The sequence below is a fragment of the Caballeronia telluris genome (genome assembly GCF_001544495.1).
Taxonomy (GTDB): Bacteria; Pseudomonadota; Gammaproteobacteria; order Burkholderiales; family Burkholderiaceae; genus Caballeronia; species Caballeronia telluris.
In genome coordinates, this window is the sequence record NZ_FCNZ02000003.1 from 156589 (window position 1) to 182432 (window position 25844).

General features: G+C 65.5%; 25 protein-coding genes. 21 read left to right on the forward strand and 4 right to left on the reverse strand.

The genetic code is table 11. The features are described 5' to 3' along the window. Nucleotides 1-22: 22 nt before the first annotated feature. The 10 genes from AWB66_RS05375 to AWB66_RS05420 all read left to right on the forward strand — a co-directional run bounded on the left by AWB66_RS05375 (nucleotide 23) and on the right by AWB66_RS05420 (nucleotide 8942). A complete protein-coding gene (locus AWB66_RS05375) occupies nucleotides 23-1150 on the forward strand; it encodes an MlaE family ABC transporter permease (RefSeq protein WP_087629234.1) in 1128 nt (375 codons plus the stop codon). After that, complete coding sequence (locus AWB66_RS05380; RefSeq protein WP_087629235.1) at nucleotides 1150-2025, forward strand: ABC transporter ATP-binding protein; 876 nt, start codon at nucleotides 1150-1152, stop codon at nucleotides 2023-2025. Before AWB66_RS05375 ends, AWB66_RS05380 begins: the two co-directional genes overlap by 1 nt. A gap of 58 nt (nucleotides 2026-2083) precedes the next feature. Then, nucleotides 2084-3043, forward strand: a complete 960-nt coding sequence (locus AWB66_RS05385) for an MlaD family protein (protein WP_087629236.1) — start codon at nucleotides 2084-2086, stop codon at nucleotides 3041-3043. A 188-nt stretch (nucleotides 3044-3231) separates the two neighbouring features. Then, complete coding sequence (locus AWB66_RS05390) at nucleotides 3232-3861, forward strand: ABC-type transport auxiliary lipoprotein family protein (protein ID WP_087629416.1); 630 nt, start codon at nucleotides 3232-3234, stop codon at nucleotides 3859-3861. 49 nt (nucleotides 3862-3910) lie between these two features. Beyond that, nucleotides 3911-5086 carry a VanZ family protein gene (locus AWB66_RS05395; RefSeq protein ID WP_087629237.1) on the forward strand — a complete coding sequence of 392 codons (1176 nt, stop codon included), beginning with the start codon at nucleotides 3911-3913 and terminating at the stop codon, nucleotides 5084-5086. Between the two features lie 29 nt (nucleotides 5087-5115). Continuing rightward, nucleotides 5116-5445, forward strand: coding sequence for a (2Fe-2S) ferredoxin domain-containing protein (locus tag AWB66_RS05400; RefSeq protein ID WP_087629238.1), 330 nt, complete (start codon nucleotides 5116-5118; stop codon nucleotides 5443-5445). Between the two features lie 13 nt (nucleotides 5446-5458). Next, entirely contained in the window at nucleotides 5459-6085 is a 627-nt protein-coding gene (locus AWB66_RS05405; protein ID WP_087629239.1) for an alpha/beta hydrolase, read from the forward strand. Nucleotides 6086-6504: 419 nt separating this feature from the next. Beyond that, on the forward strand, nucleotides 6505-7731 hold the full coding sequence (locus AWB66_RS05410; RefSeq protein WP_087629240.1) for a D-alanyl-D-alanine carboxypeptidase family protein: 1227 nt from the start codon (nucleotides 6505-6507) through the stop codon (nucleotides 7729-7731). Between the two features lie 12 nt (nucleotides 7732-7743). Next, on the forward strand, nucleotides 7744-8646 hold the full coding sequence (locus AWB66_RS05415; RefSeq protein WP_087629241.1) for a D-amino acid aminotransferase: 903 nt from the start codon (nucleotides 7744-7746) through the stop codon (nucleotides 8644-8646). 11 nt (nucleotides 8647-8657) lie between these two features. Then, nucleotides 8658-8942, forward strand: a complete 285-nt coding sequence (locus tag AWB66_RS05420; protein WP_087629242.1) for a DUF493 family protein — start codon at nucleotides 8658-8660, stop codon at nucleotides 8940-8942. Here AWB66_RS05420 and AWB66_RS05425 read toward each other — a convergent pair. Next, nucleotides 8926-9879: a transcriptional regulator GcvA gene (locus tag AWB66_RS05425; protein ID WP_087629243.1), complete on the reverse strand. Its 954-nt coding sequence runs from the start codon at nucleotides 9877-9879 to the stop codon at nucleotides 8926-8928. The two genes, AWB66_RS05420 and AWB66_RS05425, sit on opposite strands and share 17 nt — an antisense overlap. A gap of 141 nt (nucleotides 9880-10020) precedes the next feature. Between AWB66_RS05425 and AWB66_RS05430 the strand changes: the two genes are divergently transcribed. From AWB66_RS05430 to AWB66_RS05455, 6 genes are all read left to right on the forward strand, one after another. Continuing rightward, complete coding sequence (locus AWB66_RS05430; protein WP_087629244.1) at nucleotides 10021-10347, forward strand: DUF2917 domain-containing protein; 327 nt, start codon at nucleotides 10021-10023, stop codon at nucleotides 10345-10347. Between the two features lie 62 nt (nucleotides 10348-10409). Further along, entirely contained in the window at nucleotides 10410-11192 is a 783-nt protein-coding gene (gene lipB / locus AWB66_RS05435) for a lipoyl(octanoyl) transferase LipB (RefSeq protein WP_087629245.1), read from the forward strand. Nucleotides 11193-11204: 12 nt separating this feature from the next. Then, complete coding sequence (gene lipA / locus AWB66_RS05440; protein ID WP_087629246.1) at nucleotides 11205-12203, forward strand: lipoyl synthase; 999 nt, start codon at nucleotides 11205-11207, stop codon at nucleotides 12201-12203. 515 nt (nucleotides 12204-12718) lie between these two features. Next, nucleotides 12719-14017: a dicarboxylate/amino acid:cation symporter gene (locus tag AWB66_RS05445; RefSeq protein ID WP_087629247.1), complete on the forward strand. Its 1299-nt coding sequence runs from the start codon at nucleotides 12719-12721 to the stop codon at nucleotides 14015-14017. A gap of 22 nt (nucleotides 14018-14039) precedes the next feature. Beyond that, nucleotides 14040-16010, forward strand: coding sequence for a sensor histidine kinase (locus AWB66_RS05450; protein ID WP_087629248.1), 1971 nt, complete (start codon nucleotides 14040-14042; stop codon nucleotides 16008-16010). A gap of 25 nt (nucleotides 16011-16035) precedes the next feature. Further along, nucleotides 16036-17376 (forward strand): sigma-54-dependent transcriptional regulator, encoded by a 1341-nt coding sequence (locus tag AWB66_RS05455; RefSeq protein ID WP_087629249.1) that lies wholly within the window; start codon nucleotides 16036-16038, stop codon nucleotides 17374-17376. Nucleotides 17377-17430: 54 nt separating this feature from the next. On the opposite strand, the gene AWB66_RS05460 is transcribed toward AWB66_RS05455, so the two are convergent. Next, complete coding sequence (locus tag AWB66_RS05460; RefSeq protein WP_087629250.1) at nucleotides 17431-17967, reverse strand: peroxiredoxin family protein; 537 nt, start codon at nucleotides 17965-17967, stop codon at nucleotides 17431-17433. A gap of 143 nt (nucleotides 17968-18110) precedes the next feature. Here AWB66_RS05460 and AWB66_RS05465 point away from each other — a divergent pair, with 143 nt between their 5' ends. Further along, nucleotides 18111-18698, forward strand: a complete 588-nt coding sequence (locus tag AWB66_RS05465; RefSeq protein ID WP_235021001.1) for a hypothetical protein — start codon at nucleotides 18111-18113, stop codon at nucleotides 18696-18698. Between the two features lie 356 nt (nucleotides 18699-19054). Here AWB66_RS05465 and AWB66_RS05470 read toward each other — a convergent pair whose 3' ends face one another. Further along, on the reverse strand, nucleotides 19055-20602 hold the full coding sequence (locus tag AWB66_RS05470) for a YifB family Mg chelatase-like AAA ATPase (protein WP_087629251.1): 1548 nt from the start codon (nucleotides 20600-20602) through the stop codon (nucleotides 19055-19057). A gap of 94 nt (nucleotides 20603-20696) precedes the next feature. Then, nucleotides 20697-20957: an accessory factor UbiK family protein gene (locus AWB66_RS05475; protein ID WP_087629252.1), complete on the reverse strand. Its 261-nt coding sequence runs from the start codon at nucleotides 20955-20957 to the stop codon at nucleotides 20697-20699. A gap of 424 nt (nucleotides 20958-21381) precedes the next feature. Between AWB66_RS05475 and AWB66_RS05480 the strand changes: the two genes are divergently transcribed. From AWB66_RS05480 to gshB, 4 genes are all read left to right on the forward strand, one after another. After that, nucleotides 21382-21720, forward strand: a complete 339-nt coding sequence (locus tag AWB66_RS05480; protein WP_087629253.1) for a P-II family nitrogen regulator — start codon at nucleotides 21382-21384, stop codon at nucleotides 21718-21720. A gap of 31 nt (nucleotides 21721-21751) precedes the next feature. Then, nucleotides 21752-23215: an ammonium transporter gene (locus AWB66_RS05485; protein WP_087629254.1), complete on the forward strand. Its 1464-nt coding sequence runs from the start codon at nucleotides 21752-21754 to the stop codon at nucleotides 23213-23215. 290 nt (nucleotides 23216-23505) lie between these two features. Further along, nucleotides 23506-24795 carry a glutamate--cysteine ligase gene (gshA, locus tag AWB66_RS05490; protein ID WP_087629255.1) on the forward strand — a complete coding sequence of 430 codons (1290 nt, stop codon included), beginning with the start codon at nucleotides 23506-23508 and terminating at the stop codon, nucleotides 24793-24795. A 63-nt stretch (nucleotides 24796-24858) separates the two neighbouring features. Beyond that, nucleotides 24859-25815: a glutathione synthase gene (gene gshB / locus AWB66_RS05495; protein WP_087629256.1), complete on the forward strand. Its 957-nt coding sequence runs from the start codon at nucleotides 24859-24861 to the stop codon at nucleotides 25813-25815. Nucleotides 25816-25844: the final 29 nt, after the last annotated feature.

The following is a 25844-nucleotide window of genomic DNA, read 5'->3' on the forward strand; positions in this document are numbered from 1 at the left end:
TTTCCGCCGAGCGATTCGATCCTTGAACTTCGACACTCCGCCCCGCCTGCGAGTGGAAGCCGGTCAGCAGGGCAAGGTGGTCCGGCTCTCCGGCCAGTGGACGGCGCTCGCGCTCGCGCGCGACCGCGCGAAGAGCGGCGTGACGCGGCGGCTGCGCGCGATTGGCAGGGAGTCGATCCGCAACTGGGACCTGCTCGCGATCGAACGGCTCGATCACGTCGGCGGACAGGCGCTGTGGCGCATCTGGGGGCGGCGCATGCCGGAAACGGTCGCGCTCTCGGACACGCAGCGCGAGATTTTCGAGCGCGTCGCGCTGCTCGATGCCGAACGCGAGGAACCGGAAGCCGTCGACCGCACCGATCCCGTCACGCGCTTCGGCCTTCTGCTGTTCTCGTTCTTCGAGCATCTGTACGGCGGCCTCGCGATGTTCGGCACCTTCGTCATCGACCTGATCGGCCTCGTGCGGCGTCCGAAACGCATCCCGTGGACGGAAATCTCCGCGAATGTCTATAGCGCCGGCACGCAGGCGCTCGCGATCACCGCGCTCGTCGCGTTCCTGATCGGCATCGTGCTGAGTTATCTCTCCGCGCAGCAGTTGCGCGTGTTCGGCGCGAACCAGTACATCGTGAATATTCTCGGGCTCTCGGTGATTCGCGAGCTCGGGCCGGTGCTGTCGGCCATTCTGGTCGCGGGGCGCTCGGGTTCCGCGATCACCGCGCAGATCGGCGTGATGCGCGTGACCGAGGAACTCGACGCGATGCAGGTGATGGGCATCCCGCACGGCCTGCGCCTCGTCTTGCCGCGCGTGATCGCGCTCGGCATCGCGATGCCGCTCCTCGTCATGTGGACCAACATCATCGCGCTGTCGGGCGGCGCGCTCGCGGCGAAGCTCGTGCTGTCCATCGACGTGTCGTTCTTCGTGCGCTCGCTGCCGAGCGTCGTGCCGATCGCGAACTTGTGGATCGGGCTTGGCAAGGGCGTCGTGTTCGGCATGCTGATCGCGCTCGCCGCGTGCCACTTCGGCTTTCGCATCAAACCGAATTCGGAGAGTCTCGGCGAAGGTACGACCACGTCGGTGGTCACCTCGATCACCATCGTGATTCTCGCGGACGCCGTGTTCGCGATCCTTTTCCAGAACGTGGGCCTCTGATGTCGACCACTCTCGCCACTGCCGTGCGCCACCAGCCGCCGCCCGTCATCGCGGAGCCGGTGATCGAGTGCGAGGACGTCACGAAGCGCTACGGGCGCACCGTGATCCACGAGCATCTGAATCTGGAAGTGCGGCGCGGCGAGATCGTCGCGCTCCTCGGCGGCTCGGGCTCGGGCAAGACGACGCTCGTGCGGCAGATCCTCGGCCTTGAATCGCCGACCTCGGGCCGCATCCGCGTGCTCGGCGAGGAATGGGCGAGCATGGACGAAGAAACCGCGCGCATGCTGCGCACGCGTTCCGGGATGATGTTCCAGCAGGGCGCGTTGTTCTCGTCGCTGTCGGTGTACGACAACATCGCGCAGCCGTTTCGCGAACTCGGCAAGATTCCCGAGGATCTGATCCGCGAATTCGTGATGTTGAAGCTGGAGATGGTCGGGCTGTCGTGCAAGCACGCGAGCAAGATGCCGTCGGCGTTGTCGGGCGGGATGGTGAAGCGCGTCGGCATCGCGCGGGCGATCGCGCTCGAACCGGAACTGCTGTTTCTCGACGAACCGACCGCCGGGCTCGACCCGAAGGCGTCCGACGAATTCGTCGACCTGATCGCGACGCTGCATCGCGCGCTCGGGCTGACGGTCATCATGGTCACGCACGATCTGGACACGATGGTCGCGCTCTCGACGCGCGTCGCGGTGCTCGCCGAGCGGCGCGTGCTGGTCGCGGCGCCGGTGGAGGAAGCGGTGGCGGTCGATCATCCGTTCATCCGCGAGTATTTTCTCGGCCGGCGCGGGCGGCGCGCGTTGCAGGCGCTGCCGTCCGAGCGGCGCGCGCGGCTTCCGGCCGTCGCGCTGGAGGAAGCGCCGCTCGGCCTGAAGTGACGCGGCAAGCGCGGGAAAGGCTCATCCAAGAGCGAGTAGGACGAAAAGGAACCTGTCGATGGAAAACAAATCCCATGCGTTCTGGGCTGGCCTCTTCACCATCGTCCTCGTGGCGGCGATCGCGTTCACGGCGTTCTTCTTCAACGTCGACCGCACGGTGCGCGTGCCCTACGACCTGATCGCGCGCACCAACGTGACCGGCCTCTTCACCGATGCCGCCGTGCGTTATCGCGGCCTCGGCGTCGGCAAGGTAGAGTCGATCCGCTTCGACCGCGCGCATCCGGGACAGATCCGAATCCGCATTCAAGTCGACAAGAACGCGCCGATGACGCATTCCACCTACGCGACGCTCGGCTTCCAGGGCGTGACGGGCATCGCGTTCGTGCAGCTCGACGATACGGGCAAGGACACGCGCGACCTGCCTTCGTCGGTGAAGGAAGTGGCCGAGGTGCCGATGCGCCCGGGCATCTTCGACCAGCTCCAGCAGCGCGGCGACGTGATCCTGCGCAAGTTCGAGCGCCTCGCCGACGACGCGGACAAGTTTCTCGCCGACGACGTCCGCGACCAGTTGATCGCGACGACGAAAAGCCTGAAGGGCGCGGCGGACGGCATCGCGACGCTCGCGAGCGAGGTCGGGCCGGCGACGGCGCGCCTGCCGCAGACGCTCAACCGGCTCGACAACGCGCTGGCGTCGACCAACACGCTGATCCAGAGCCTGAACCGGCCGGACGGGCCGTTCGTGTCGAATCTGAACAAGGCGGGGACGGCGGCGGAGCAGGCGGGCGTCGCGCTCGCCGACATGAACGATTCGCTGCGCGAACTGTCTGCGCGAGTCGGCTACGAGACGCTGCCGCGCGTGAATTCCTTCGCCGACGACGTCAGCAGCGCCGCGCGCTCGATCGACCGCGCCGCCGATACGTTCAGCACGAATCCGCGCAGCGTGCTGTTCGGCGCCCCCGCGCAGGCGCCCGGGCCGGGCGAGCCGGGCTTCACGTGGCCGGCGAAAGCGGGCCAGTGAGCGGCCAATGAGCGCGCGCCTGAGCAGCGCTTTGAAAGGCGCGCTGTAAGCCGAATTGAACGGATTAGCCGTCGTCTTAAGGTCAATTCGTCGGTTTGCCTTAAAATTTGGCGCGCTAAAGTTTGACGCCTGACGTTTTCTTGCATCGAATCCGAGGAACTGTGATGCCACCCATGAATTTCGACGCGATGCGGAATCTTCGCTCGCTGCCGCGGCGCTGCGGTTTTCCCCTTGTCCTCGCCGCGTTTGCCGCGGCGGCGTTGTCCGGCTGCGCGTCGGGTCCGCCCGCGGCGGTCTCGAACATCCGCTACGACCTCGGCGCGCCGCCCGCGATGGGCACGCCCGGCAACATGCCGCCGATGAAGGTGGTCGGCGTGGCCGCGCCGCGCGATCTCGATTCCGACGCGTTCGTCTATCGCCTGCAATACGCCGACGCGCAGCGCACCGGCGTCTATTCGAACAGCCACTGGACGATGCCGCCCGCGCAACTGCTGACGCAGCGCCTGCGCTCGGCGCTGTCGGCGCGCGGCCCCGTGCTGACGGGCGCGGACACCGTGCGCGCGCCGCTGCTCGAAGTCGAACTGACCGGCTTCGAGCAAGTGTTCGACGCGCCCAACGAGAGTCACGGGCTCGTGTCGGTGCGCGCGACGCTCTCGCAGCAGGGCCGCGTGATCGGCCAGCGCACGTTCATGGCGCGCGCGCCGTCGAGCACGGGCGACGCCGCGGGCGGCGCGCAGGCGCTCGCCGCCGCCGCCGACGAACTCATCGCGCAGATGACCACCTGGCTCGGCGTGCAGCCGCTCGTCGCTTCGCAATGACGCACGGGCCCCGCGCCGCCGGCCGGCGCGCGCCCCGCACGGGCGGCCGATGACCACAAAGCAGTGGCAGCGCCGCCCGTCGGCCTTCGCGCGACAGGCGCTCGCCGTGTATGCGGCGCTCGTGGTGTACGGGTCGCTGTATCCATTTTCCGGCTGGCGCTCGCTCGGCCTCGGTCCGTTCGCGTTTCTCACCGATCCGCTTCCGCAATACGTGACGGCGTTCGACGTCGTGACGAACGTGCTCGGCTATATGCCGCTCGGCGCGCTCGTCGTGCTCGCGCTGTATCCGCGCTGGCGCGGCGCGGCTGCGGTCGCGGCTGCATTCGCGGGCGGCGCGCTGCTCTCCGGCGCGATGGAATCGATCCAGACGTATTTGCCGACGCGCGTCGCGTCGAATCTCGATCTCGCGGCGAATGCGCTCGGCGCGCTGATCGGCGGCGTGCTGACGGCGCCCGCGACCAGCATGTTGCTCGATCGCGGCGTGTTGCGACGAATCCGTTTTACGTGGTTCGAACGCGACGCCGCCTACGTGCTCGGTCTGTCGGCGCTCTGGCCGTTCGCGACGCTCTTTCCCGCGCCCTACCTGTTCGCGCTCGGCGACCTGCCCCATGTGCTCTGGGACGGCCTCGATCCGTCGATGCAGGACGCGATCCTCGCGTGGACGCCCGCCGCGTGGGACATCGGCGGCTGGCTCGACGACTTCGGCGGCCTCCTGCCCGATGATTCGTGGGAAGCGCTGATCACGTCGTGCAATTTGTTCGCGGCGCTCGTGCTCGCGACGCTCTACGCGCGCGCCCGGGCGCCGCGCATGCGGCTGATGCTCGCGCTGCTCACGGTGACGCTCGGCGCGAAGGCGGGCGCGTCGTTCCTGCAATCGCGCGCGGGTCTCACGTTCGACTGGGCGACCGACGGCGCGCTCGAAGGCATCGCGATCGGCACGCTCGCCGCGATGGTCTCGCTCGCGCTGCCGCGCGCGCTGCGCGCGGCGCTCGCGGGCGCGGCGCTGGTGATCGCGCTCGCGCTCGTGAACGTGCTGCCGGTGAATCCCTACTTCGACATCGTGCTCGCCGACTGGCGGCAGGGGCGCTACCTGCACTTCAACGGCCTGGCGCACTGGCTTGCCTGGGTGTGGCCGTATGCGGCGCTCGGCTGGCTCGCATCGGTGGCCGAGCGCGCGTGGCTGGCGCGGCGGCGGCGCGGCGGCGACCGGGATCGCTCGCTATAATCGACCGACACTCTTTCACGCAGACGCTCATGGATTCCTTCTACAAGTATCACGTCTTCTTCTGCCTGAACCAGCGCGAGCCGGACGCGCCGCGGCCGAGCTGCGCGAACTGCAACGCGCAGGCGATGCAGGAATACGCGAAAAAGCGCGTGAAGAAACTGGGTCTCGCGGGCGACGGCAAGGTCCGTATCAACAAGGCGGGGTGTCTGGACCGTTGCGAACTGGGGCCGGTTCTCGTCGTGTATCCGGAAGGGACGTGGTACACCTACATCGACGAAACCGACATCGACGAGATCGTCGATTCGCATCTCGCGAACGGCAAGATCGTCGAGCGGCTTCTCATCGATCAACCGGCCTGACGCGGCGCCTTCCATGAACGCACACACCGAGAAATTCCTGATCGACGGCCCGGCGGGCAAGATCGAAGTCGCGCTCGACCGCGCCGAAGGCACGCCGCGCGGCATCGCGCTCGTCGCGCATCCGCATCCGCTCTTCGGCGGCACGATGGACAACAAGGTCGCGCAGACGCTCGCGCGCACCTTCGTGCAGCTCGGCTACACGACGTACCGCTCGAACTTTCGCGGCGTCGGGCAGACCGAGGGCGAGCACGACAACGGCATCGGCGAGCGCGACGACCTGCGCGCCGTCATCGACCACATGCGCGCCGACCCGGGGCAGGCCGACGTGCCGCTCGTGCTCGCGGGCTTTTCGTTCGGCACCTTCGTGCTCTCGCACGTGGCGAAAGCGATGCGCGATGCGGGGCAGGCGATCGAGCGGATGGTGTTCGTCGGCACGGCGGCGAGCCGCTGGGACGTCGCCGAGGTGCCGGAGGGCACGCTCGTGATCCACGGCGAAGTGGACGACACCGTGCCGATCCAGTCGGTCTACGACTGGGCGCGGCCGCAGGAACTGCCGGTCGTCGTGATTCCCGGCGGCGAGCATTTCTTCCATCGCAAGCTGCATATCCTGAAGCGCGTGATCGTCGACGCCTGGCGTTAAAGCGCGCGAACTTTCCAAGCCGCCAAACACGGCGCAAGCCTCCCGAAGGCTCTGCGCCGTTTTTTTCTGCGTGCCCGAAAAATACGCACATTCGCGGGACATCAGGCCGTATCCGAAGCAAAAGCGCATCGCGCGACGCGTATAATGGCGCAGACTTTTTGCGCTGAACGCCGAGGCGTTCAGCGTTTCGCTCGAGCACACGGCGCCTTCGTCGCGCCACCGCTTGGCTGCTTGAGAACCGATCGCGCGACCGTCTGTCCAACGAGCGCTTCTTTTCGCTGCGCCCGCGGCATCCGCTGGCGCGCACGTCGAAACGACGCGCTCATCTGGCCCGAACGTCCGCCTGTTCAACCCGCGCTTCGCCCGTCCTCAAATGAAAGCCGACGAAGCGCCGATGCCTTTTCTGCCGACCCGACCCTATGCGCTTTTCCCCTTCCGGCCTGTCCTTTTTCATTCCCGAAGTGTCCCAACGCGTTCTGCATCGCGCCATTGCCGCCGCGATCGTGCTGCCCGCCACGCTTGCCGCCGCCAGCGCCTTCGCGCAGGTGCCGCCGCCCGACGTGACCGCGCGCTCGTGGGTGCTCGTCGATGCCACGAGCAACCAGGTGCTCGCATCCGGCAACCCGGATGAGCGCTCGGAACCCGCGTCGCTCACGAAGCTGATGACCGCGTATCTCGTCTTCGACGCGCTGAAGTCGAAGAAGATCAACCTGGACCAGACCGTGATGCCGAGCGAGGCCGTGCGCCGCGTTCGCACCGACGAGTCGCGCATGTTCATCGAAGCGAACAAGCCGGTGACGGTTCACGATCTCGTCTACGGGATGATCGTGCAGTCGGGCAACGACGCGGCGATCGCGCTCGCGGAACTCGTCGGCGGCAGCGAGCAGAACTTCGTCGGGCTGATGAACGCGGCGGCCAAGCGCATCGGCATGAAGAACACCAATTTCGCCGACGTCAACGGCATGCCCGATCCGCAGCACTACACGACGGCGGGCGATCTGGCCGTGCTCTCGACGCGCCTCATCCGCGACTTCCCCGAGTACTACAAGATCTTCTCGGAGCGCGACTTCACGTACAACAAGATCAAGCAGCCGAACCGCAACCGCCTGCTGTGGCTCGATCCGACCGTCGACGGCCTGAAGACCGGCCACACGAAGGCGGCCGGCTACTGCCTGATCGCGACGTCGAAGCGCCCGCTCAACGGCGTGCCCGACGCGAGCCGGCGCCTCGTCGCCGTGATGATGGGCGAGCCGAAAGAGCACAACCGCGTGCAGGACAGCCTGAAGATGCTGAACTACGGCTACACCGCCTATGACGCGATGCGGCTCTACAAGGCCGATCAGGTGATCGAATCGCCGCGCATCTACAAGGGCGCCGAGAACAACGTGAAGGCGGGCGTCTCGACGGACCAATACATCACCGTGCCGAAGGGCATGGCCGACAAGGTGAAACCGACGGTCACGCACAACGCGCTGATCGTCGCGCCGATCAAGAAGGGCCAGCAGATCGGCACCGTCAAGATGATGGCAGACGGCAAGGAGCTCGCGCAGTTCCCGCTCGTCGCGCTGCAGGACGTGCCGGAGGCGGGTATCGCCGGACGTCTGTGGGATTCGGCGCTGATGTGGTGGGACAAGCGCAAGTCGTAAAGGAGCGTCGCCATGAGTGCTGATCTCGATCCCGTCGTCTATCTGAACGGCGAGTGGGGCCCGTTGTCCGAAGCGCGCATTCCGGTGCTGGATCGCGGCTTCATCTTCGGCGACGGCGTGTATGAAGTCGTGCCGCTCTACGCCACGCCGCAAGGCCGCGCGCCGTTTCGGCTCACGCAGCATCTGGCGCGGCTCGCGCGCAGTCTCGGCAAGATCCGCATCGACAATCCGTTCGACGACGCCGGCTGGCGCGCGCTGATCGCAGAAGCGATCGAAGCGAATCGCGGCGAAGGCGACGCACTCGTGTATATCCACGTGACGCGCGGCGTCGCGAAACGGCGCAGCCACGCGTTTCCGGCCGGCATCACGCCGACCGTCTTCGTGATGGTCAATCCGCTTGCGTTCCCGAGCGACGCAAGCCGTGCCGAAGGCGCGCGCGCCGTCACCGCCGAGGACAAGCGCTGGCTGCATTGCGACATCAAGTCGGTTTCGCTGCTCGGCAACGTGCTGATGGCGCAGTACGCGGCGGAAAACGACGCGCTCGAAACCATCCAGTTGCGCGATGGCCTGCTGACGGAAGGGTCGTCGTCGAACGTGTGGATCGTGAAGGGCGGCAAGCTCTTAGGCGCGCCGCGCGGACCGCGCATTCTCGAAGGCATCCGCTATGCGCTCGTCGAGGAGCTGGCCGCGCAAGCGGGCATCGCGTTCGAGGAACGCGACATCACCGAAGCCGAACTGCGCGCCGCCGACGAAATCATGATCAGCTCCGCGACCAAGGAAGTGATGCCGGTCACCGTGCTGGACGGTGAGCCGGTCGGCGACGGCCGGCCCGGCGCGATCTATGCTGCACTGTATGACGCCTATCAGCGGGCAAAGGCGCGCGAACTCGCGGACTGGACCGCGCGCGCCAAGTGAAGGAGAAAGCCATGACCACCCCCGATACCCCTCAATCCATCGACGACCTGTTCGACTTTCCCTGCGATTTCCCGATCAAGGTAATGGGCAAGACGCATCCGGATTTCCAGGACACGATCGTCACGGTGATCCGCGAGCACGACGGCGAATTCGACGTCACGCGTATCGAAACCCGGCCGTCGTCCGGCGGCAACTACACCGGTCTCACCTGCACGGTGCGCGCGCAAAGCCGCGCCCATCTGGACGACATCTACCGCGCGCTCACCGGCCATCCGATGGTCAAGATAGTGCTTTGAGTGTCGGCTCGGGCGCATCGCACGCGGCCGGCGTGCATTCGTAGGTGCGCCTGAACTGCTCCGCCTCGTCGAAAATCCACGCGCGAAAATCCTGCACCCGCTTCGTCTTCAGAATCGAGGTCGGGCAGACGAAGAAATAGGTCCAGGGGCTCGGTCCGTCGATATTGAATAGCCGCACGAGCCGCCCCGCGATGATCTCGTGCATCGCGAGCGAGCGGCGCACCAGCGCGATCCCCTGGCCGTCGATGGCCGCCTGCAGCAAATTCGACGAATCCTCATACAGAACGCCGCGCTTCGGCTCGGGCAGATCGGTGAGCCCAGCGGCGTCGAACCAGGGGCGCCACAGTTCGTCGTTCGAGCGCAAGAGCGGCATGCCGGCGAGATCGGCGGGCGTGCGCGGCAGCCTGCCGCCGTTGAAGCGCGGCGAACAGGCGGGGAAGAACACTTCGTCGAGCAGCTTCTCCGCGTGCACACCCGAATATTTGCCCTGACCGAAACGAATCGCGACATCGACGTCGTCGCGGCTGAAGTCGGTGAGCGCGTTCGTCGACAGCAGTTCGAGATCGATTTCGGGATGCTTTTCGATGAAGCTGCCGACGCGCGGCGTCACGAAGCGCGCCGAGAACGACGACAGCATCGACACGACGAGCCGCCGGTCGCGATCCCCGGAGCGCAACTTCCGCGTCGCGTCGGCGAGCGCGCCGAGCGCCGCGCGGACTTCGGCGGCGTACTGCCGGCCGCTGTCGGTGAGGCGCACGCGCTTGCCGTCGCGAGCGAACAGCGACACGCTCAGTTCGGCTTCGAGCGCCCGGATTTGATGGCTGACGGCGCCGTGCGTGACGAAGAGTTCGTCGGCGGCGCGCGAAAAGCTTTCGTGGCGCGCGGCGGCTTCGAAGGCGCGCAGCGCGTTGAGGGCGGGAAGCTGGCGAAGGTCCATGACTGATCGAAAGTATGTGGATCGGGCAAATCACCCGCTTCGCTAATTTACCTCACATAGGGGCGAAAATTGCTCGTTTTGCTCCAAGCCTTGCTGCGCCTAGGATTGTAGTCAGCAACGCCAATCCTCACGGAGCAGATCATGCGAGAAATATCCACAAACGTTGTCTTTGAAATTCGTCCCGGCGAAACGGTGCCGATGCGCATCGCGCGCGGCACGCGGCTCACGGTGCAGGGCGCCGCGGTCTGGGCGACACGCAGCAACGATACCGAAGACTACTGGCTCGCCCCCGGCGACAAACTCAAGTTGCGCGAGCGCGAACGGCTCTGGCTTTCCGTCGAAGGCGAACGGCCCGCGCAGGTCGTCTTCACGATCGCGCCGCGCCCCGACCGGCGGGCGATCGGCTGGATCGCGCAGCGTTTCGACCGGATGTTCGATCGCTTCCGCTCGGGCTTGCGGACCGTCTGAGCGAGCGCTGCGCCGATTCACCGGCGGCGGGTGTCACGCGATTTCGGTAAACTACCGGGATCATGTCCGCCACGCCGCTCCTCTCTCCCGTCGATTCGAACCCCGCCGCAGCGACCGTCATCGGTTGCGCCGCGCATCCGGTCACGCTGCACTGGCGCGGCCTCGAACCCTACGCACAAAGCTTTGACGCGATGCGCGCCTTCACCGACGCCCGCACGCCCGACACGCCCGATGAAATCTGGCTCGTCGAGCATCCGCAGGTGTTCACGCTCGGCCTCGCGGGCGATCCCGCGCATCTCCTGATCGCCGACAGCGGCATTCCGCTCGTCAAAGTGGATCGCGGCGGGCAGATCACGTATCACGGGCCGGGGCAGGTCGTCGCGTATCTGCTGCTCGATCTGCGCCGCCGGAAGCTGATGGTGCGCGAACTCGTGCGCCGGATCGAGCAGGGCGTGATCGAAACGCTCGCGGCGTATAATCTGGCGACTGATCGCAAGGCAGGCGCGCCGGGCATCTATATCTCACGACCGTTCGAAAACCAGCTCGCGGATGGCGCCGATGCCGCGCTCCACGGCCTGCACGAAGGCGCGAAGATCGCCGCGCTGGGTCTGAAGATTCGCAACGGCTGCAGCTATCACGGCGTGAGCCTGAACGTGCGGATGGACCTCAAGCCGTTCCTCGCGATCAATCCATGCGGCTATGCGGGACTCGAAACAGTCGACATGGCGACGCTCGGCGTCGCGGCCAGTTGGCACGAAGTGGCCGGGCGTCTCGCAGACCGGCTAACCCACCACATCGACGGCGCCCCCGCCGCCGCTCAACCGCAGAACGGCCTGACCGTCTGAATGGATCGACGAATGACTGACGCAACCGGAAACCTGGCTGGCGAACTCGCCGCTTCTCCGACTCCCGCCGCCTACGACGCCACGGCCAAGCAGAAGGCGCAGGCCAAGACGGCGCGCATTCCGATCAAGATCGTCCCGATCGAAAAGCTGAAGAAGCCCGAGTGGATTCGCGTGAAGGCGGCGACCGGCAGTTCGCGTTTCTACGAGATCAAGCAGATCCTGCGCGAGCACAACCTGCATACCGTGTGTGAAGAAGCGAGTTGCCCGAACATCGGCGAATGCTTCGGCAAGGGCACCGCGACGTTCATGATCATGGGCGACAAGTGTACGCGCCGCTGCCCGTTCTGCGATGTCGGCCACGGCCGTCCCGATCCGCTCGATCCGGAAGAGCCGCTGAATCTCGCGCGCACGATCGGCGCGCTGAAACTGAAGTACGTCGTGATCACGAGCGTCGATCGCGACGACCTGCGCGATGGCGGCGCGGCGCACTTCGTCGAGTGCATCCGGCAGGTGCGCGCGCATTCACCGCAGACGCGCATCGAAATCCTGACGCCGGACTTCCGCGGCCGTCTCGATCGCGCGATCGGCATTCTGACCGCCGCGCCGCCCGACGTGATGAACCACAATCTCGAAACCGTGCCGCGTCTCTACAAGGAAGCGCGGCCGGGCTCGGATTACCACCATTCGCTCAAGCTGCTGAAGGATTTCAAGGCGCTGCATCCGGATGTCGCGACGAAATCGGGGCTGATGGTCGGACTGGGCGAAACCGAAGAGGAAATCCTTCACGTGATGCGCGACCTGCGCGCGCACGACGTCGACATGCTGACGATTGGGCAGTATCTGCAACCGTCGGAGCATCATCTGCCGGTGCGTTCGTATGTGCATCCCGATACGTTCAAGATGTACGAGGAAGAGGCGTACAAGATGGGCTTCACGCACGCGGCCGTCGGCGCGATGGTGCGTTCGAGCTATCACGCGGATCAGCAGGCACACGACGCGGGCGTCGTCTGATTCGGCGTTACGAACCGGCCAGACACAAAACCCACGGTGACGTGGGTTTTTTTTTCGCCTCCGCGCTCTTCGGATTTGCCGACGAAATTCTCCCCGATGCGCTCCGTCCGGCGGTCGAAAAACTCCGGGAAAGCCCGTAGATAAAGGCGCTAAGGGAAAACCCGAGGGTCGTCCGGATCGTCGGACGAGGTCGTTCCGGAATTCTGGAAAGCCGGATCGAAGTCCTTTGGGAGCCACAAAAAAATCTTTTAAATCAAGGTTTTAGACGCTATAAACACTGGCATCGACCTTGCAATAGAGAGGCGTGGCCCGCGAGGCCCCTCATAACAGTAAGGAGACAAATCGATGCACCCCATTCCTTCGAAACGTCCTTGAATCGTCGTCGTAGCGGCCTGGCTGCTGCTCGCGGCGCGTTCATCGTGCGGCTCATCCCGATCCCGCACCGACGCACCTCGCACTCGCGGCTCGCCTCCGGCTCTTGTTTGCCCACTGCCTGATCCCTGTCTGGAACCATCGTGAAGAAACCTTTCTATAAAGTCCTCTACGTGCAAGTGCTGATGGCGATCGCCATCGGCATCGCGCTCGGACACTTCTATCCGACCCTCGCCACCGACATGAAGCCGCTCGGCGACGGATTCATCAAACTCATCAAGATGGTCATCGGCCCGATCATCTTCTGTACCGTCGTGACCGGCATCGCCGGCATGGAGGACATGAAGAAGGTCGGTCGCGTCGGCGGCAAGGCGCTGCTGTACTTCGAAGTCGTCTCGACTTTCGCGCTCCTGATCGGCCTCGCGGCGACGCACATCCTGAAGCCGGGCGCCGGCTTCAACGTCGATCCGGCGACGCTCGACAGCAAGGCGGTCGCCTCGTTCGCCGCGAAGGCGCACGGCCAGTCGACCGTCGACTTCCTGCTGCACATCATCCCGGATACGCTCGTGTCGGCGTTCGCGCAGGGTGAAATCCTGCAGATCCTGCTGATCGCGCTCTTGTTCGGCGCCGTGCTCTCGCACGTCGGCGAGAAGGGCCGCGTGGTGACGAGCTTCATCGAAGGTTTCTCGCACATCCTGTTCGGCATGGTCGGCATCATCACCAAGCTGGCGCCGATCGGCGCGTTCGGCGCGATGGCGTTCACCATCGGCAAGTACGGCATCGGCTCGCTCGTGCCGATGCTGAAGCTGATCGGCACGTTCTATCTCACCTCGATCCTGTTCGTCGTCATCGTGCTCGGCGCGATTGCGAAGATGGTCGGCTTCAACATCCTGCGCTTCGTCGCGTACATCAAGGAAGAGATGCTGATCGTGCTCGGCACGAGCTCGTCGGAAGCCGCGCTGCCGCAACTGATGCTCAAGCTTGAAAAGCTCGGCTGCTCGCGCTCGGTGGTGGGTCTCGTGGTGCCGACCGGCTATTCGTTCAACCTCGACGGCACCAACATCTACATGACGATGGCCGTGCTCTTCATCGCGCAGGCGACCAACACCGATCTCACCTGGACGCAGCAGCTGACGCTCCTCGCGGTGACGATGCTGACCTCGAAGGGCGCGAGCGGCGTGACGGGCGCGGGTTTCATCACGCTCGCCGCGACGCTCGCCGTCGTGCCGACGATCCCGCTCGCGGGCATGGTGCTGATTCTCGGCATCGACCGCTTCATGAGCGAATGCCGCGCGCTGACGAACATCGTCGGCAACGGCGTGGCGACGGTGGTCGTGTCGGCGTGGGAGAAGGAGCTCGACCGCGACAAGCTGCGCAACGCGCTGTCGCACGGCGCGTCGGACGACACCGAAGAAGGCGACGCCATTCCGGTCAAGCACTGACGTCTCAGAGGACCAAACGGCCATGAACGCGGCGAAGCATCCGGCGACCGATGCTTCGCCGCAGCCGTCTCTGTCCGGCGCCTATGCCACAATCGCGGAATCCAGTCATCCGGAATCCGCTCACGTGACGCGCCGCCTGCTTGTGTTCTTCGCGCTTGCCGCCGCGCTCGTGGCGGCTTGCGCGCTGACCTGGAACATCGCGTGGCAGCGCGGCATCGACGAATTGCGGCGCAATGCCGCCGTGCGCGTCGACCGCACGACGAACACGCTCAAGAGCACACTCGAGCGCTACGAATACCTGCCGTATCTGCTGTCGCGCCATCCGTTCGTGCAGGAGGTGCTGACCGATCCGAGCGCGCCGAACATCGAGCGCGCGAACCGCTACCTCGAAGACTTGAACGGCCGCGCCCGCGCGACCGTTACCTACATCATCCGATCCAACGGACTGTGCGTCGCGGCGAGCAACTGGCGCGCGACCGATACGTTCGTCGGCTCGGAATACCAGTTCCGCCCGTACTTCATCGACGCGACCAAGGGCAACACCGGTCGCTTCTTCGGGCTCGGCACCGTGTCGCGCGAGCCGGGCTACTACATCTCGCAGCCGGTCCACCGCGAAGGCTCGCGCGAGATCGTCGGCGTGGCGGTGGTGAAGCTCAATCTCGAATGGCTGCAAAGCGCCGACGCGTCCGAGCCGCTCATCGTCACCGACGATCACGGCGTGATCTTCCTTTCGTCGGTGCCCGCGTGGAAATACCACACGGTGCGGCCGCTGCCGAAGAACATCGAGGCGTCCGTGTTCGCGACGCGCCAGTACGCGCAGCAGACCATCACGCCGCTGCCGATGACGGTCGTGAAGACGCTCGAAGGCGATGCACAGATCGTGCGCGTCGGCGGCGGACTGAACGCGCCGAGTTATCTCGCGACACGCCGTTCGATCGGCGAGCCCGACTGGCAACTGATCACGATGGCGCCGCTCGATCCGGTCGAAAGCGCCGCGCGCACGGCGGCGATCGTGACGGGGCTCGTGTTCGTGTCGCTGTGTCTGCTCGGCTTCTACTGGCGCATGCGGCGCGTGCGCGTGCGCGACATGCTGCGCAGTCGCGAATTGTTGCAGACGGCGTACGCCGAACTGAACCAGCGCGTGGCGGAGCGCACCGCGGATCTGTCCGAAGCCAACGCGCGGCTCACCAAGGAAGTGGGCGAGCGCACGCGCGCCGAGCAGGACCTGCGCGCCGCCCACGACGAACTGGTCCAGGCGAGCAAGCTCGCCGCGCTCGGCCAGATGGCGGCGGGCATCACGCACGAACTGAACCAGCCGCTCGCGGCGCTGCGCAGTTTCTCCGACAACACGCGCGTCCTGATCGAGCGCGGCGACCAGGCGGCAGCGCACGAGAATCTCGAAGCCATCGCTTCGCTGACCGAGCGCATGGGCAAGATCACGAATCAGCTGAAACTCTTCGTCGCGAAGGCGCGGCCGCGCAACGCACGCACCGACGTCGCGCGCGCACTGCGCAACGTGCTCGCGATGCTGCGTCCGCGCATGCAGGACGTCGCGCTCGACGTGGCGCCGGAACTGCGCCGCGAGGATGCGCCCGTGTACGTGCGCTGCGAGGACTTGCGGCTGGAGCAGGTGCTGATCAACCTGATCGGCAATGCGCTCGACGCGGTCGGCGCGTGCGATTCGCCGCGTATTTCGCTTTTCGTCGAAATCGGCGAGGCGAGCGTGGAACTCGTCGTGCGCGATAACGGCCCGGGCATTCCGGACGACGTGCTGCCGCGCCTTTTCGAGCCGTTCTTCACGACCAAGGAGATGGGGCACGGCCTCGGGCTCGGCCTCGCGATTTCGTCGGCGATCGCGCGCGACTACGGCGGCACGCTCGTCGCGCGCAATCTGGCGATGGCGCTGGAAGTCGACGGACCCGAAGGCGGCACCCAGGCCGACGCCGATCGCTCGCACGGTGCAGAATTCGTGTTGACGCTGCGGCGTGCGTAAAACCTTGTAGATACGAGACCGAGCAATGACGACTGGCCTTCAGGTCATCTTTATCGAAGACGACGAACTCGTGCGGCGCGCGAGCGTCCAGAGCCTGCAACTCGCGGGCTTCGAAGTGGCCGGACACGGCAGCGTCGAGGCGGCGGCGCGTTCGATCGACGCGGCGTTTCCCGGCGTGATCGTGAGCGACATCCGCCTGCCGGGCGCGAGCGGCCTCGATCTGCTCGCGCAATGCCGCGAGCGCGCGCCGGAAGTGCCGGTGATCCTCGTCACCGGTCACGGCGACATTTCGATGGCCGTGCAGGCGATGCGCGACGGCGCTTACGATTTCATCGAAAAGCCGTTCGCCTCCGAGCGTCTGATCGAAGCCGTCCGGCGCGCGCTGGAGCGGCGCACGCTCGTGCTCGAAAACCAGGCGCTGCGGCGCGAACTGGCGGGGCAGAACAGCGTCGCGCCGCGCATCATCGGGCGTAGTCCCGCGATCGAGCAGGTGCGGCGGCTGATCGCGAACGTCGCGCCGACGGATGCCTCCGTGCTCATCAACGGCGACACCGGCGCGGGCAAGGAACTGATCGCGCGCAGCCTGCACGATCTCTCGCCGCGACGGGACAAGCCGTTCATCGCGGTAAATTGCGGCGCGCTGCCGGAGCAGATGTTCGAATCCGAGATGTTCGGCTACGAAGCGGGCGCGTTTACCGGCGCGCAGAAGCGGCGGGTCGGGAAGCTGGAACACGCGTCGGGCGGCACGCTTTTTCTCGACGAAATCGAGAGCATGCCGCTTTCGTTGCAGGTGAAGCTCCTGCGCGTGCTGCAGGACGGCGTGCTGGAGCGGCTCGGCTCGAACCAGCCGATCCGCGCGAACTGCCGCGTGGTGGCGGCGGCGAAGGGCGACATGGCGGAACACGTCGCCGATGGCACGTTCCGGCGCGATTTGCTGTATCGGCTGAACGTGGTGACGATCACGCTGCCGCCGCTCGCTGAACGCCGCGAGGACATCGTGCCGCTTTTCGAGCATTTCCTGCTCGACGCCGCCGTGCGCTACGAGCGCCCCGCGCCGCTTCTCACCGACCGTCAGCGTGCCGAGCTGATGCAGCGCGACTGGCCGGGCAACGTGCGCGAACTGCGCAACGCGGCGGACCGGATGGTGCTCGGCGTGATCGACGACACGGCCGTTCCGCTCGACGCCGCGACGCAGTCGCTCAAGGAGCGCACCGAGCAGTTCGAGCGCGCGGTGATCGCGGAGGCGTTGCAGCAGTGCGGCGGCGTGGTGGCGTCGGCGGCCGACCGGCTGCAGCTCGGCAAGGCGACGCTCTACGAGAAGATCAAGCGCTACGGCCTCACGGTGAAGGGCGAGGGCGAGCGTTGAGCATAAAAAAACCCGCCTGCCGTGAATAAGCAAGCGGGTTTTCGTGCGCGAAAATTAAACCGCGTTCAGCGCCTTGTCGAGCAACGCATCGAGTTCGGCGAAAGTCGGCTCGCCGACGTAGCGCTTCAAAATCTTGCCGTTCTTGTCGATGACGAAGGTGGTGGGCGTCAGTTGCACGTTGCCGAACTGCTTGGCGACGCTGCCGTCGTCCATCGCGACCTTGAACGGCAGGTTGCGGGTCTGCGCGTAGTTGGTGACGTACATCGGCGCGTCGTAGCTCATCGCCACCGCGACGAACTCCAGGCCGCGGCCCTTGAAGCGGTTGTACGTGTTGATCATCTCAGGCATTTCCTTCATGCAGGTCTCGCAACTCGTCGCCCAGAAATTGACGAGATAGACCTTGCCCTTCAGATCGGCCGAGGTCGAAATCTTCTGACCCGACAGCAGTGTGAACGTGGCGTCGGGGGCGCGCTGCTGTCCGCCGAACGCGAAGTAGCCCGTGCAGGCGATCACGCCCGCGACGACCGCCATCGCGATGTAGCGCAACGGACTCTTGCCGCGCGAGGGCGTTTGCTGGGTGGCTGGGGACATGGGGAACCTCGTGGAACCTGGATTCGCGCGGACCGCGCTCAAACTGCCCGATATTTTAGCGCCAATCCGGAGCGCAGGCTCGTGCGAGCCGGAAGCCCCGGAATTCAGCAGCGATAATGACGGCTTTTGCGCATTTTTTCGCCATGAATCGAACTTTCGCTTTCGCGTCGGCAGGCCGGTTTGTCCGTCTTGCCGCCCGCCCGCTGCGCGCCGCGCTGTGCGCGTCGCTTGCCGCCGGCGCGCTCCTCGCCTGCACGCCGGCCTACGACTGGCGCACGATCATGAACAACGACGACGGCTATGAAGTCACGCTACCCGCGAAGCCGCGTTCCGACGAGCGCGAAATCCGCATCGCCGGACAGTCGATGAAAATGAAGATGCAGACCGCCGAAGCGGGCGATGCCCTGTTCGCCGTGGGCACCGTCGTGTTGCCGAGCGCCGATCCGGCGTTGCAGCGCGCCGCGCTCGACTTCCTTCAGCACGGCCTCGCCAGCAACGTGAACGTGCCGCCGTCCGCGCGCGCGACGCAGATCGAACTCGCGACAGGCGGCCGGGTGCTCGGCAGCGAGATGGAAGTGAAGGGCATGAGCGGCGAAAAGCGCGAAGCGCATTCGATCCACGCGCGGTTTGTCGCGCGCGGCGTGCATGTCTACCAAGTGGCGATCGTGTCGTCGAAAGAGACGCCGCGGGAGCAGGCCGAACAGTTCTTCACGTCCTTCAAACTTTATTAGAACGTTTACTCCACAACTGTCGATCAATCAGAACGAGCGTGCTCAGACCTTCGACACTGAGTGAAGGTTCCGCAGCAAGTTCCGACGCTAATGCTCAGATTTATCTGAGTTTTTTGCACTATCCACAGCGTCTGTGGATAACTTTGTGGAAAAGAGTGTGCGGTCGCGCTCATAGCGCCAACTGGCGCGGACCCCGTTACTTTGCCTCGAATCGGAGCAATTTAAATAATTCAATAAAATCAATGCTCTGTGGCGATGTGTGATTTTCGCCATTCGATACGACGAAAATGCCCCGAGGAGCGGCGCCGTGTGCATAAGTCAAGTCTTGACAAGCAGGTTTTGCGGTCGCCCATCCGTCACGCGACCGCGAGCGCGCGCCGGTATTGAACCGCCTCGGCGACATGGGCGGCGCCGACGGAGTCCGACGCGTCGAGATCGGCGATGGTTCGTGTCACCTTGAGCACGCGGTAGTACGCCCGCGCCGACCAGCCGAAGCGCTCGCTCGATTCGCGCAGCAACGCCTCGGCGGCCGTATCGAGACGGCAAACCGCGTCGGCTTCGCGGCCGTCCAGTTCGCAATTGGTCTTGCCTTGCCGCCGCAACTGCCGTTCGCGCGCGCCGGAAACACGCTGCGCCACGCTCGCGCTCGACTCCCCGCGCACCGCGCTTCGCGCCGACAGTTCCGAGGGCGTCAGCGCTGGCAACTCGATCTGGATATCGATGCGATCCAGTAGCGGCCCCGAGAGCTTGCGCAGATAACGCGCGGCGATGTCCGGCGAGCAGCGGCATCGGCCGTTCGGATCGCCGCGCCAGCCGCACGGACACGGATTCATCGCGGCGACCAATTGGCACGCGGCCGGGAAGTCCGCCTGCTGCGCGGCGCGCGAGATCGTGATGCGTCCGGCTTCGAGCGGTTCGCGGAGCGTCTCCAGCACTTTCCGGTCGAATTCCGGCAGTTCGTCGAGGAACAGGACGCCCAGGTGCGCCAGCGTGATCTCGCCCGGCTGCGGCGGATTGCGCCCGCCGACGAGCGCCGCCGAGCTCGACGAATGATGCGGCGCGCGGAACGGCCGCCGGCGCCATTGCTCGGGCGTAAAGCCGATCGAACTCGCCGAGAGGATGGCGGCGGAGGTCAGCGCTTCGTCGTCGGTCATCGGCGGCAGAAGGCCGGGCAGGCGCGCCGCGAGCATCGACTTGCCCGCGCCGGGCGGTCCGATCATCAGCAGATGATGGCCGCCCGCCGCGGCGACTTCCAGCGCGCGGCGCGCCGCCGGATGACCGATCACGTCGGCCAGATCGGGCTGCGGCGGCGCTGCGCTGAACTCCGGCAAGGTCGGGGCGCGCACGCGCGTCAGCCGGCCGTCGATGCTTCCCGCGAGATGCGCACAGAGCGACGGCAGATCGGCTGCGCCGAACACGTCGATGCCCGGCACGAGCGCCGCCTCGGACGCGCTCGCGAGCGGCAGATAGATTTCGGGCGGCGGCTCGTCGCTCGCGGCGATCGCATACTGGCGCGCGGCGCCGCAGACCATCGCGAAGGCGCCGCGCATCGGGCGCAGTGCGCCGGTCAGCGACAACTCGCCTGCGAACTCGCGGCGCGTGAGCGACTCAGCCGGAATCTGCCCGCTCGCGGCAAGGATGCCGAGCGCGATCGGCAGGTCGAAGCGGCCGGATTCCTTCGGAAGATCGGCGGGCGCGAGATTGACGGTGATCCTGCGAACGGGGAATTCGAACCCGCAGTTCTGAAGCGCGGCGCGCACGCGCTCGCGACTTTCGCGGACTTCGAGGTCGGGCAGGCCGACGATCGAAAAGGAAGGCAATCCATTGGCGAGGTGGACTTCGACGACCACCTCGGGCGCGCGCCCAGGCGCGGGCGCGCGGCTGCGTACCACGGCAAGCGACATGGATTTCCCCAGATCCCGGCGCCCGATAACCACGCGCCGTTGCATTCGATTAAGTCTTCACTCGCCAGTCCGAGGTCCGCTCAAAGACGGGGCATCAGTCCTGCGACGTCCCGCCGGCCGTTAGCCGCTGTTCGAGTTGCGCGACGCGCGCCTCCAGTTCTTCGAGCCGCGCGCGCGTGCGCACGAGCACCTGTGTCTGGGTATCGAATTCCTCGCGCGTCACGAGATCGAGCTTGGAGAAACCCTGCGAAAGCATCGCCTTCATGTTCCTTTCAAGGTCTTTCGCCGGCGAATTCTTGAATAGCTCGCTCATCTTCTGCTGGAAATCGTTGAATACGTCGTTGGGCTGTTTCATGGTTTTTTCCTCTGATGCACAGTTTCAGTGCATTCGTTCTTAGGTCAGTGCCCCGGCTCGCCGAATGTTCGTTTTTGGTGCGCCACGACAGTGCACCCGTTCGACCCTTCGCCGGACCTGGCTCACCGCCGCCGCGTCCTTTTCTGCCGGACCTTGCGAGCACTCTAGCAACGAACCCGACGCGGCGCCAGCGTGCTTCGGCCGCGTTCGCCATTCGGACGATGCTTTCGCCCGGTCGCGTCAAACATCCCGCCGGGCCCGATGAACACTCGCATGGCACACGAGTTGCATAAGTGGCGCGGGCCTTTCCTGCACGCTCTTTTCGGCGGCTGGCGGACGGGACGATGCGGCGCACAACGATCACAAAGGTCACACAGAGCCGCTCGAAGGCATCGGGATCAGGGCACACCACAGCGAGGGTTACATGAAGCTCATTACCGCAATCATCAAGCCGTTCAAGCTCGACGAAGCGCGCGAAGCGCTGTCGGCGATCGGCGTCTCGGGCATCACCGTGACCGAGGTGAAGGGTTTCGGCCGTCAGAAAGGTCACACCGAGCTCTATCGCGGCGCGGAGTACGTGGTCGATTTTCTGCCGAAAGTGAAGATCGAAGCGGCCGTGTCGGACGACATCGTCGACCAGGCGATCGAGGCAGTGGAACGCGCGGCCCGCACGGGCAAGATCGGCGACGGCAAGATTTTCGTCACCGCCATTGAACAGGTTGTTCGTATTCGGACCGGCGAGACCGGCGCGGACGCTCTCTAAAAAGAATTCGGCGATAAGAGGAAACAGAAGAATGCGCAAATTATTGATGTCCTTGTTGATGGCGGGGTCGCTGATCGGCGCCAGCGTCGGCGCCGCTCTGGCTCAGGACGCGTCCGCACCGGCCGCCGCTTCGGCCCCGGCGTCCGATGCCACGGCAGCAAGCGCACCTGCCAGCGCCAACACGGCGATGGCGTCGTCGGCCGAGGCCGCCGCGGCGTCCGGCGCATCCGAAGCCGCGCCTGCCGCACCGACCGAACCTTTCTCGGTCGATTCCTCGAAGATCAGCTCGGGCGACACCGCCTGGATGCTGACCTCCACCGCACTCGTGCTGTTCATGACGATCCCGGGCCTCGCGCTCTTCTACGCCGGCATGGTCCGCAAGAAGAACGTGCTCGCGACCGTGATGCAGAGCTTCGCGATCTGCTGTCTCGTGACGATCATCTGGACGGTGGTCGGCTACAGCATGGCGTTCACGCCCGGCAGCCCGTTCCTCGGCGGCTTCTCGCGCGTGTTCCTGCACGGCATGAACTACATCAAGGGCGACAAGGCGACGACGCTCACTGTCAGCCATCTCGCCTCGACGATTCCGGAATCGGTCTACTTCGTCTATCAGATGACGTTCGCGATCATCACGCCGGCGCTCATCACCGGCGCGTTCGCCGACCGCATGAAGTTCTCGGCGATGCTCGTGTTCATGGCGCTGTGGTCGCTGATCGTCTACTCGCCGATCGCGCACATGGTCTGGGAACCGACGGGCTGGCTGGCGTCCGCTGGCGTGCTCGACTTCGCCGGCGGCACGGTGGTTCACATCAACGCCGGTGTCGCGGGCCTGGTGTGCTGTTTGGTGCTCGGCAAGCGCGTCGGCTACGGCCGCGAAGTGATGGCGCCGCACAACCTCGTGCTCTCGCTGATCGGCGCCTCGATGTTGTGGGTGGGCTGGTTCGGCTTCAACGCCGGTTCGGCGGTGGCGGCGGACGGCCGTGCCGGCTTCGCCATGCTCACGACGCAGATCGCGACCGCCTTCGCCGCCTTCGGCTGGATGTTCGCGGAGTGGATCACGAAGGGTAAGCCTTCGGTGCTCGGCATCATTTCGGGCGCGGTGGCCGGTCTCGTGGCGATCACGCCGGCTTCGGGCTTCGTCGGCGTGACGGGCGCGATCGTGATCGGCATCGTGGCGGGCGTGGTCTGCTTCTGGTCGGCGACGTGGCTCAAGACGAAGCTGGGCTACGACGACTCGCTCGACGCGTTCGGCGTGCACGGCATCGGCGGTATCGTCGGCGCGCTGTTGACCGGCGTGTTCGCGGTCAAGGACATCGGCGGCTTCGACGGCAGCGTGCTGCTGCAGGCGAAGGGCGTGCTCACGACGGTCGTCTACAGCGGCGTGGTCAGCTTCATCCTGCTGAAGGTCATCGACATGGTCATGGGCCTGCGCGTGACGGAAGAACAGGAACGCGAAGGTCTCGACGTGACGCTGCACGGCGAACACGTCGAATAACGCATCACGCACAACGACGCCCGCGCGCGAGAGGCGCGGGCGGTCGTCGGCAACGAAAGCGCAGTACGGCTCCGAACGAGCGCAGCGACTTTGCCCGCCTCACGGCGGGCATTTTTTTGTTGGTCGAAAATGCGACACGCGTGTGACACGAGCCGGCTATTGCGGCGATAAAAACAATTGAGGGCGCAATCCTGGCTCCAGGGCCGGAAAACCTTGCCAAATGGCGGTTCATCCCCAAGTAGGCAGGGCGATTGCTCTACAATCTTTGCTCTCAAGTCCGCGAGAAATTAATGGTTCCGCATTTAGTCACGGCGTTAAACGGCCCGCTGCTCGATCTTGAGCGGAAGATCCTCGACGCCACGCCGGCCATCGAACGCTGGTTCCGCCTCGAATGGCAGGAACACACGCCGCCCTTCTATTGCTCGGTCGATCTGCGCAATGCGGGGTTCAAGCTCGCCCCCGTCGATACCAATCTGTTTCCGGGCGGTTTCAACAACCTGCCGCAGGAAGTGCTGCCGCTCGCGGTGCAGGCCGCGATGGCGTCGATCGAAAAGATCTGCCCGGACGCGAAGAATCTGCTCGTGATTCCGGAGCGCCATACGCGCAACGCGTTCTACCTCGAAAACGTCGCCCGGCTCGCAACGATCATGCGCCAGGCGGGCCTGCACGTGCGCTTCGGCACGCTCGACGAGACCATCCACGGCCCGGTGACCATCGCGCTCGCGGACGGTCAGAAGATCGTGCTCGAACCGCTCGAGCGCACGCCGCGCCGGCTCGGCCTGAAGAATTTCGATCCCTGCTCGATCCTGCTGAACAACGATCTGTCGGCGGGCATTCCGCCCGTGCTGGAAAACCTGCACGAGCAATATCTGCTGCCGCCGCTGCACGCGGGCTGGGCGGTGCGCCGCAAGTCGACGCACTTCTCCTGCTACGACGACGTCGCGAAGAAGTTCGCGAAACTGGTCGAAATCGATCCGTGGATGATCAATCCGTACTTCGCGCACGTGGAAGGCGTGGACTACGAGGCGCGCACCGGCGAGGAAGCGCTTGCGGACGCGATCGACGGCGTGATCAAGAAGATCGCGAAGAAGTATCGCGAGTACGGCATCAGCGAGAAGCCGTATGTCGTCATCAAGGCCGACGCCGGCACCTACGGCAAGGGCGTGATGACGGTGCACGACGCGTCCGAAGTCGCCGCGCTCACCAAGCGCGAGCGCGCGAAAATGAACGACGCGAAGGACGGCCTGCAAGTTCACGACGTGATCGTGCAGGAAGGCGTCCATACGTTCGAGCGCGTCGAGAACAGTGTCGCGGAACCGGTGGTGTACATGATCGACCGGTATGTCGTCGGCGGCTTTTATCGCGTGCACGATTCGCGCGAGCGCGACCAGAACCTGAACGCGCCCGGCATGCATTTCGTGCCGCTCGGCTTCGAGCACACGGCGCTGCCCGACAGCCACGCCAAACCCGGCGCCGCGCCGCCGAACCGCTTCTACATGTACGGCGTCGTCGCGCGGCTCGGGTTGCTCGCGGCGTCGGTGGAACTCGAGAAGACCGATCCCGAAGCGATCCAGGTCTGAGAACGTCCGCGCACGCGCGCGGCGCATCGATCAACCCAGGCCGCACGGCCACACTGGACCTTTATGGACATTCTTTTTATCGCCGATCCGCTCGATCGCTTCAAGATCTACAAGGACACGACCTACGCGATGATGGCCGAAGCCGCGCGTCGCGGTCACGTGCTCTACGCGTGCGAGCCGCAGCATCTCGCGTGGACGGGCGACGGCGTCGAGGCGCGCGTGCAGCGCATCACGATCGTCGGCGACGAAGCGAACACCGACCGCTCGCCGTGGTACGCGGCCGAGCAGCCGGAACACATGCGGCTCACGCATTTCGACGCCGTCCTGATGCGCAAGGACCCGCCGTTCGACATGGAATACGTCAATTCGACGTGGCTGCTGGAAATGGCGGAGCGCGCGGGCGCCCGCGTGTTCAACAAGCCGCAGTCGATCCGCGATCACTCGGAAAAGCTCGCGATCGCCGAATGGCCGCAGTATGTCGCGCCGACGCTCGTCACGCGCGACGCCGCGCGTCTGCGCGCGTTCCACGCCGAGCACGGCGACGTGATCCTGAAGCCGCTCGACGGCATGGGCGGCATGGGCGTGTTCCGGGTGAAGCCGGACGGCATGAATCTTGGTTCGATCATCGAAATGTTGAGCGAGGACGGCGCGCGCTCGGTAATGGCGCAGAAGTTCATCCCGCAGATCACCGACGGCGACAAGCGCATTCTCCTGATCGGCGGTCAGCCGGTGCCGTATTCGCTGGCACGCATTCCGCAGGGCAGCGAAGTGCGCGGCAATCTGGCGGCGGGCGGCCTCGGGCGCGCGCAGCCGCTTTCCGAGCGCGACCGCGAGATCGCGGAAATGCTCGGCCCGGTGCTGGCGGCGCGCGGACTCTTGCTCGTCGGACTGGACGCCATCGGCGACTATCTGACCGAAGTCAACGTGACGAGCCCGACGTGCTTCCGCGAAATCATGGACCAGACGGGTTTCGACGTCGCCGGCATGTTCATCGACGCGCTGGAGCGCGCGGCGGGCTGAACGGACCAGACTGTTACAATCTGCCGACC

Excerpts from the sequence above, each read along its gene's own strand:
- AWB66_RS05380 (WP_087629235.1), top strand. The coding sequence starts at position 1,150 with ATGTCGACCACTCTCGCCACTGCCGTGCGCCACCAGCCGCCGCCCGTC.
- AWB66_RS05385 (WP_087629236.1), top strand. The coding sequence starts at position 2,084 with ATGGAAAACAAATCCCATGCGTTCTGGGCTGGCCTCTTCACCATCGTC.
- AWB66_RS05390 (WP_087629416.1), top strand. The coding sequence starts at position 3,232 with ATGCGGAATCTTCGCTCGCTGCCGCGGCGCTGCGGTTTTCCCCTTGTC.
- AWB66_RS05395 (WP_087629237.1), top strand. The coding sequence starts at position 3,911 with ATGACCACAAAGCAGTGGCAGCGCCGCCCGTCGGCCTTCGCGCGACAG.
- AWB66_RS05400 (WP_087629238.1), top strand. The coding sequence starts at position 5,116 with ATGGATTCCTTCTACAAGTATCACGTCTTCTTCTGCCTGAACCAGCGC.
- AWB66_RS05405 (WP_087629239.1), top strand. The coding sequence starts at position 5,459 with ATGAACGCACACACCGAGAAATTCCTGATCGACGGCCCGGCGGGCAAG.
- AWB66_RS05410 (WP_087629240.1), top strand. The coding sequence starts at position 6,505 with ATGCGCTTTTCCCCTTCCGGCCTGTCCTTTTTCATTCCCGAAGTGTCC.
- AWB66_RS05415 (WP_087629241.1), top strand. The coding sequence starts at position 7,744 with ATGAGTGCTGATCTCGATCCCGTCGTCTATCTGAACGGCGAGTGGGGC.
- AWB66_RS05420 (WP_087629242.1), top strand. The coding sequence starts at position 8,658 with ATGACCACCCCCGATACCCCTCAATCCATCGACGACCTGTTCGACTTT.
- AWB66_RS05425 (WP_087629243.1), bottom strand. The coding sequence starts at position 9,879 with ATGGACCTTCGCCAGCTTCCCGCCCTCAACGCGCTGCGCGCCTTCGAA.
- AWB66_RS05430 (WP_087629244.1), top strand. The coding sequence starts at position 10,021 with ATGCGAGAAATATCCACAAACGTTGTCTTTGAAATTCGTCCCGGCGAA.
- lipB (WP_087629245.1), top strand. The coding sequence starts at position 10,410 with ATGTCCGCCACGCCGCTCCTCTCTCCCGTCGATTCGAACCCCGCCGCA.
- lipA (WP_087629246.1), top strand. The coding sequence starts at position 11,205 with ATGACTGACGCAACCGGAAACCTGGCTGGCGAACTCGCCGCTTCTCCG.
- AWB66_RS05450 (WP_087629248.1), top strand. The coding sequence starts at position 14,040 with ATGAACGCGGCGAAGCATCCGGCGACCGATGCTTCGCCGCAGCCGTCT.
- AWB66_RS05455 (WP_087629249.1), top strand. The coding sequence starts at position 16,036 with ATGACGACTGGCCTTCAGGTCATCTTTATCGAAGACGACGAACTCGTG.
- AWB66_RS05460 (WP_087629250.1), bottom strand. The coding sequence starts at position 17,967 with ATGTCCCCAGCCACCCAGCAAACGCCCTCGCGCGGCAAGAGTCCGTTG.
- AWB66_RS05465 (WP_235021001.1), top strand. The coding sequence starts at position 18,111 with ATGAATCGAACTTTCGCTTTCGCGTCGGCAGGCCGGTTTGTCCGTCTT.
- AWB66_RS05470 (WP_087629251.1), bottom strand. The coding sequence starts at position 20,602 with ATGTCGCTTGCCGTGGTACGCAGCCGCGCGCCCGCGCCTGGGCGCGCG.
- AWB66_RS05475 (WP_087629252.1), bottom strand. The coding sequence starts at position 20,957 with ATGAAACAGCCCAACGACGTATTCAACGATTTCCAGCAGAAGATGAGC.
- AWB66_RS05480 (WP_087629253.1), top strand. The coding sequence starts at position 21,382 with ATGAAGCTCATTACCGCAATCATCAAGCCGTTCAAGCTCGACGAAGCG.
- AWB66_RS05485 (WP_087629254.1), top strand. The coding sequence starts at position 21,752 with ATGCGCAAATTATTGATGTCCTTGTTGATGGCGGGGTCGCTGATCGGC.
- gshA (WP_087629255.1), top strand. The coding sequence starts at position 23,506 with ATGGTTCCGCATTTAGTCACGGCGTTAAACGGCCCGCTGCTCGATCTT.
- gshB (WP_087629256.1), top strand. The coding sequence starts at position 24,859 with ATGGACATTCTTTTTATCGCCGATCCGCTCGATCGCTTCAAGATCTAC.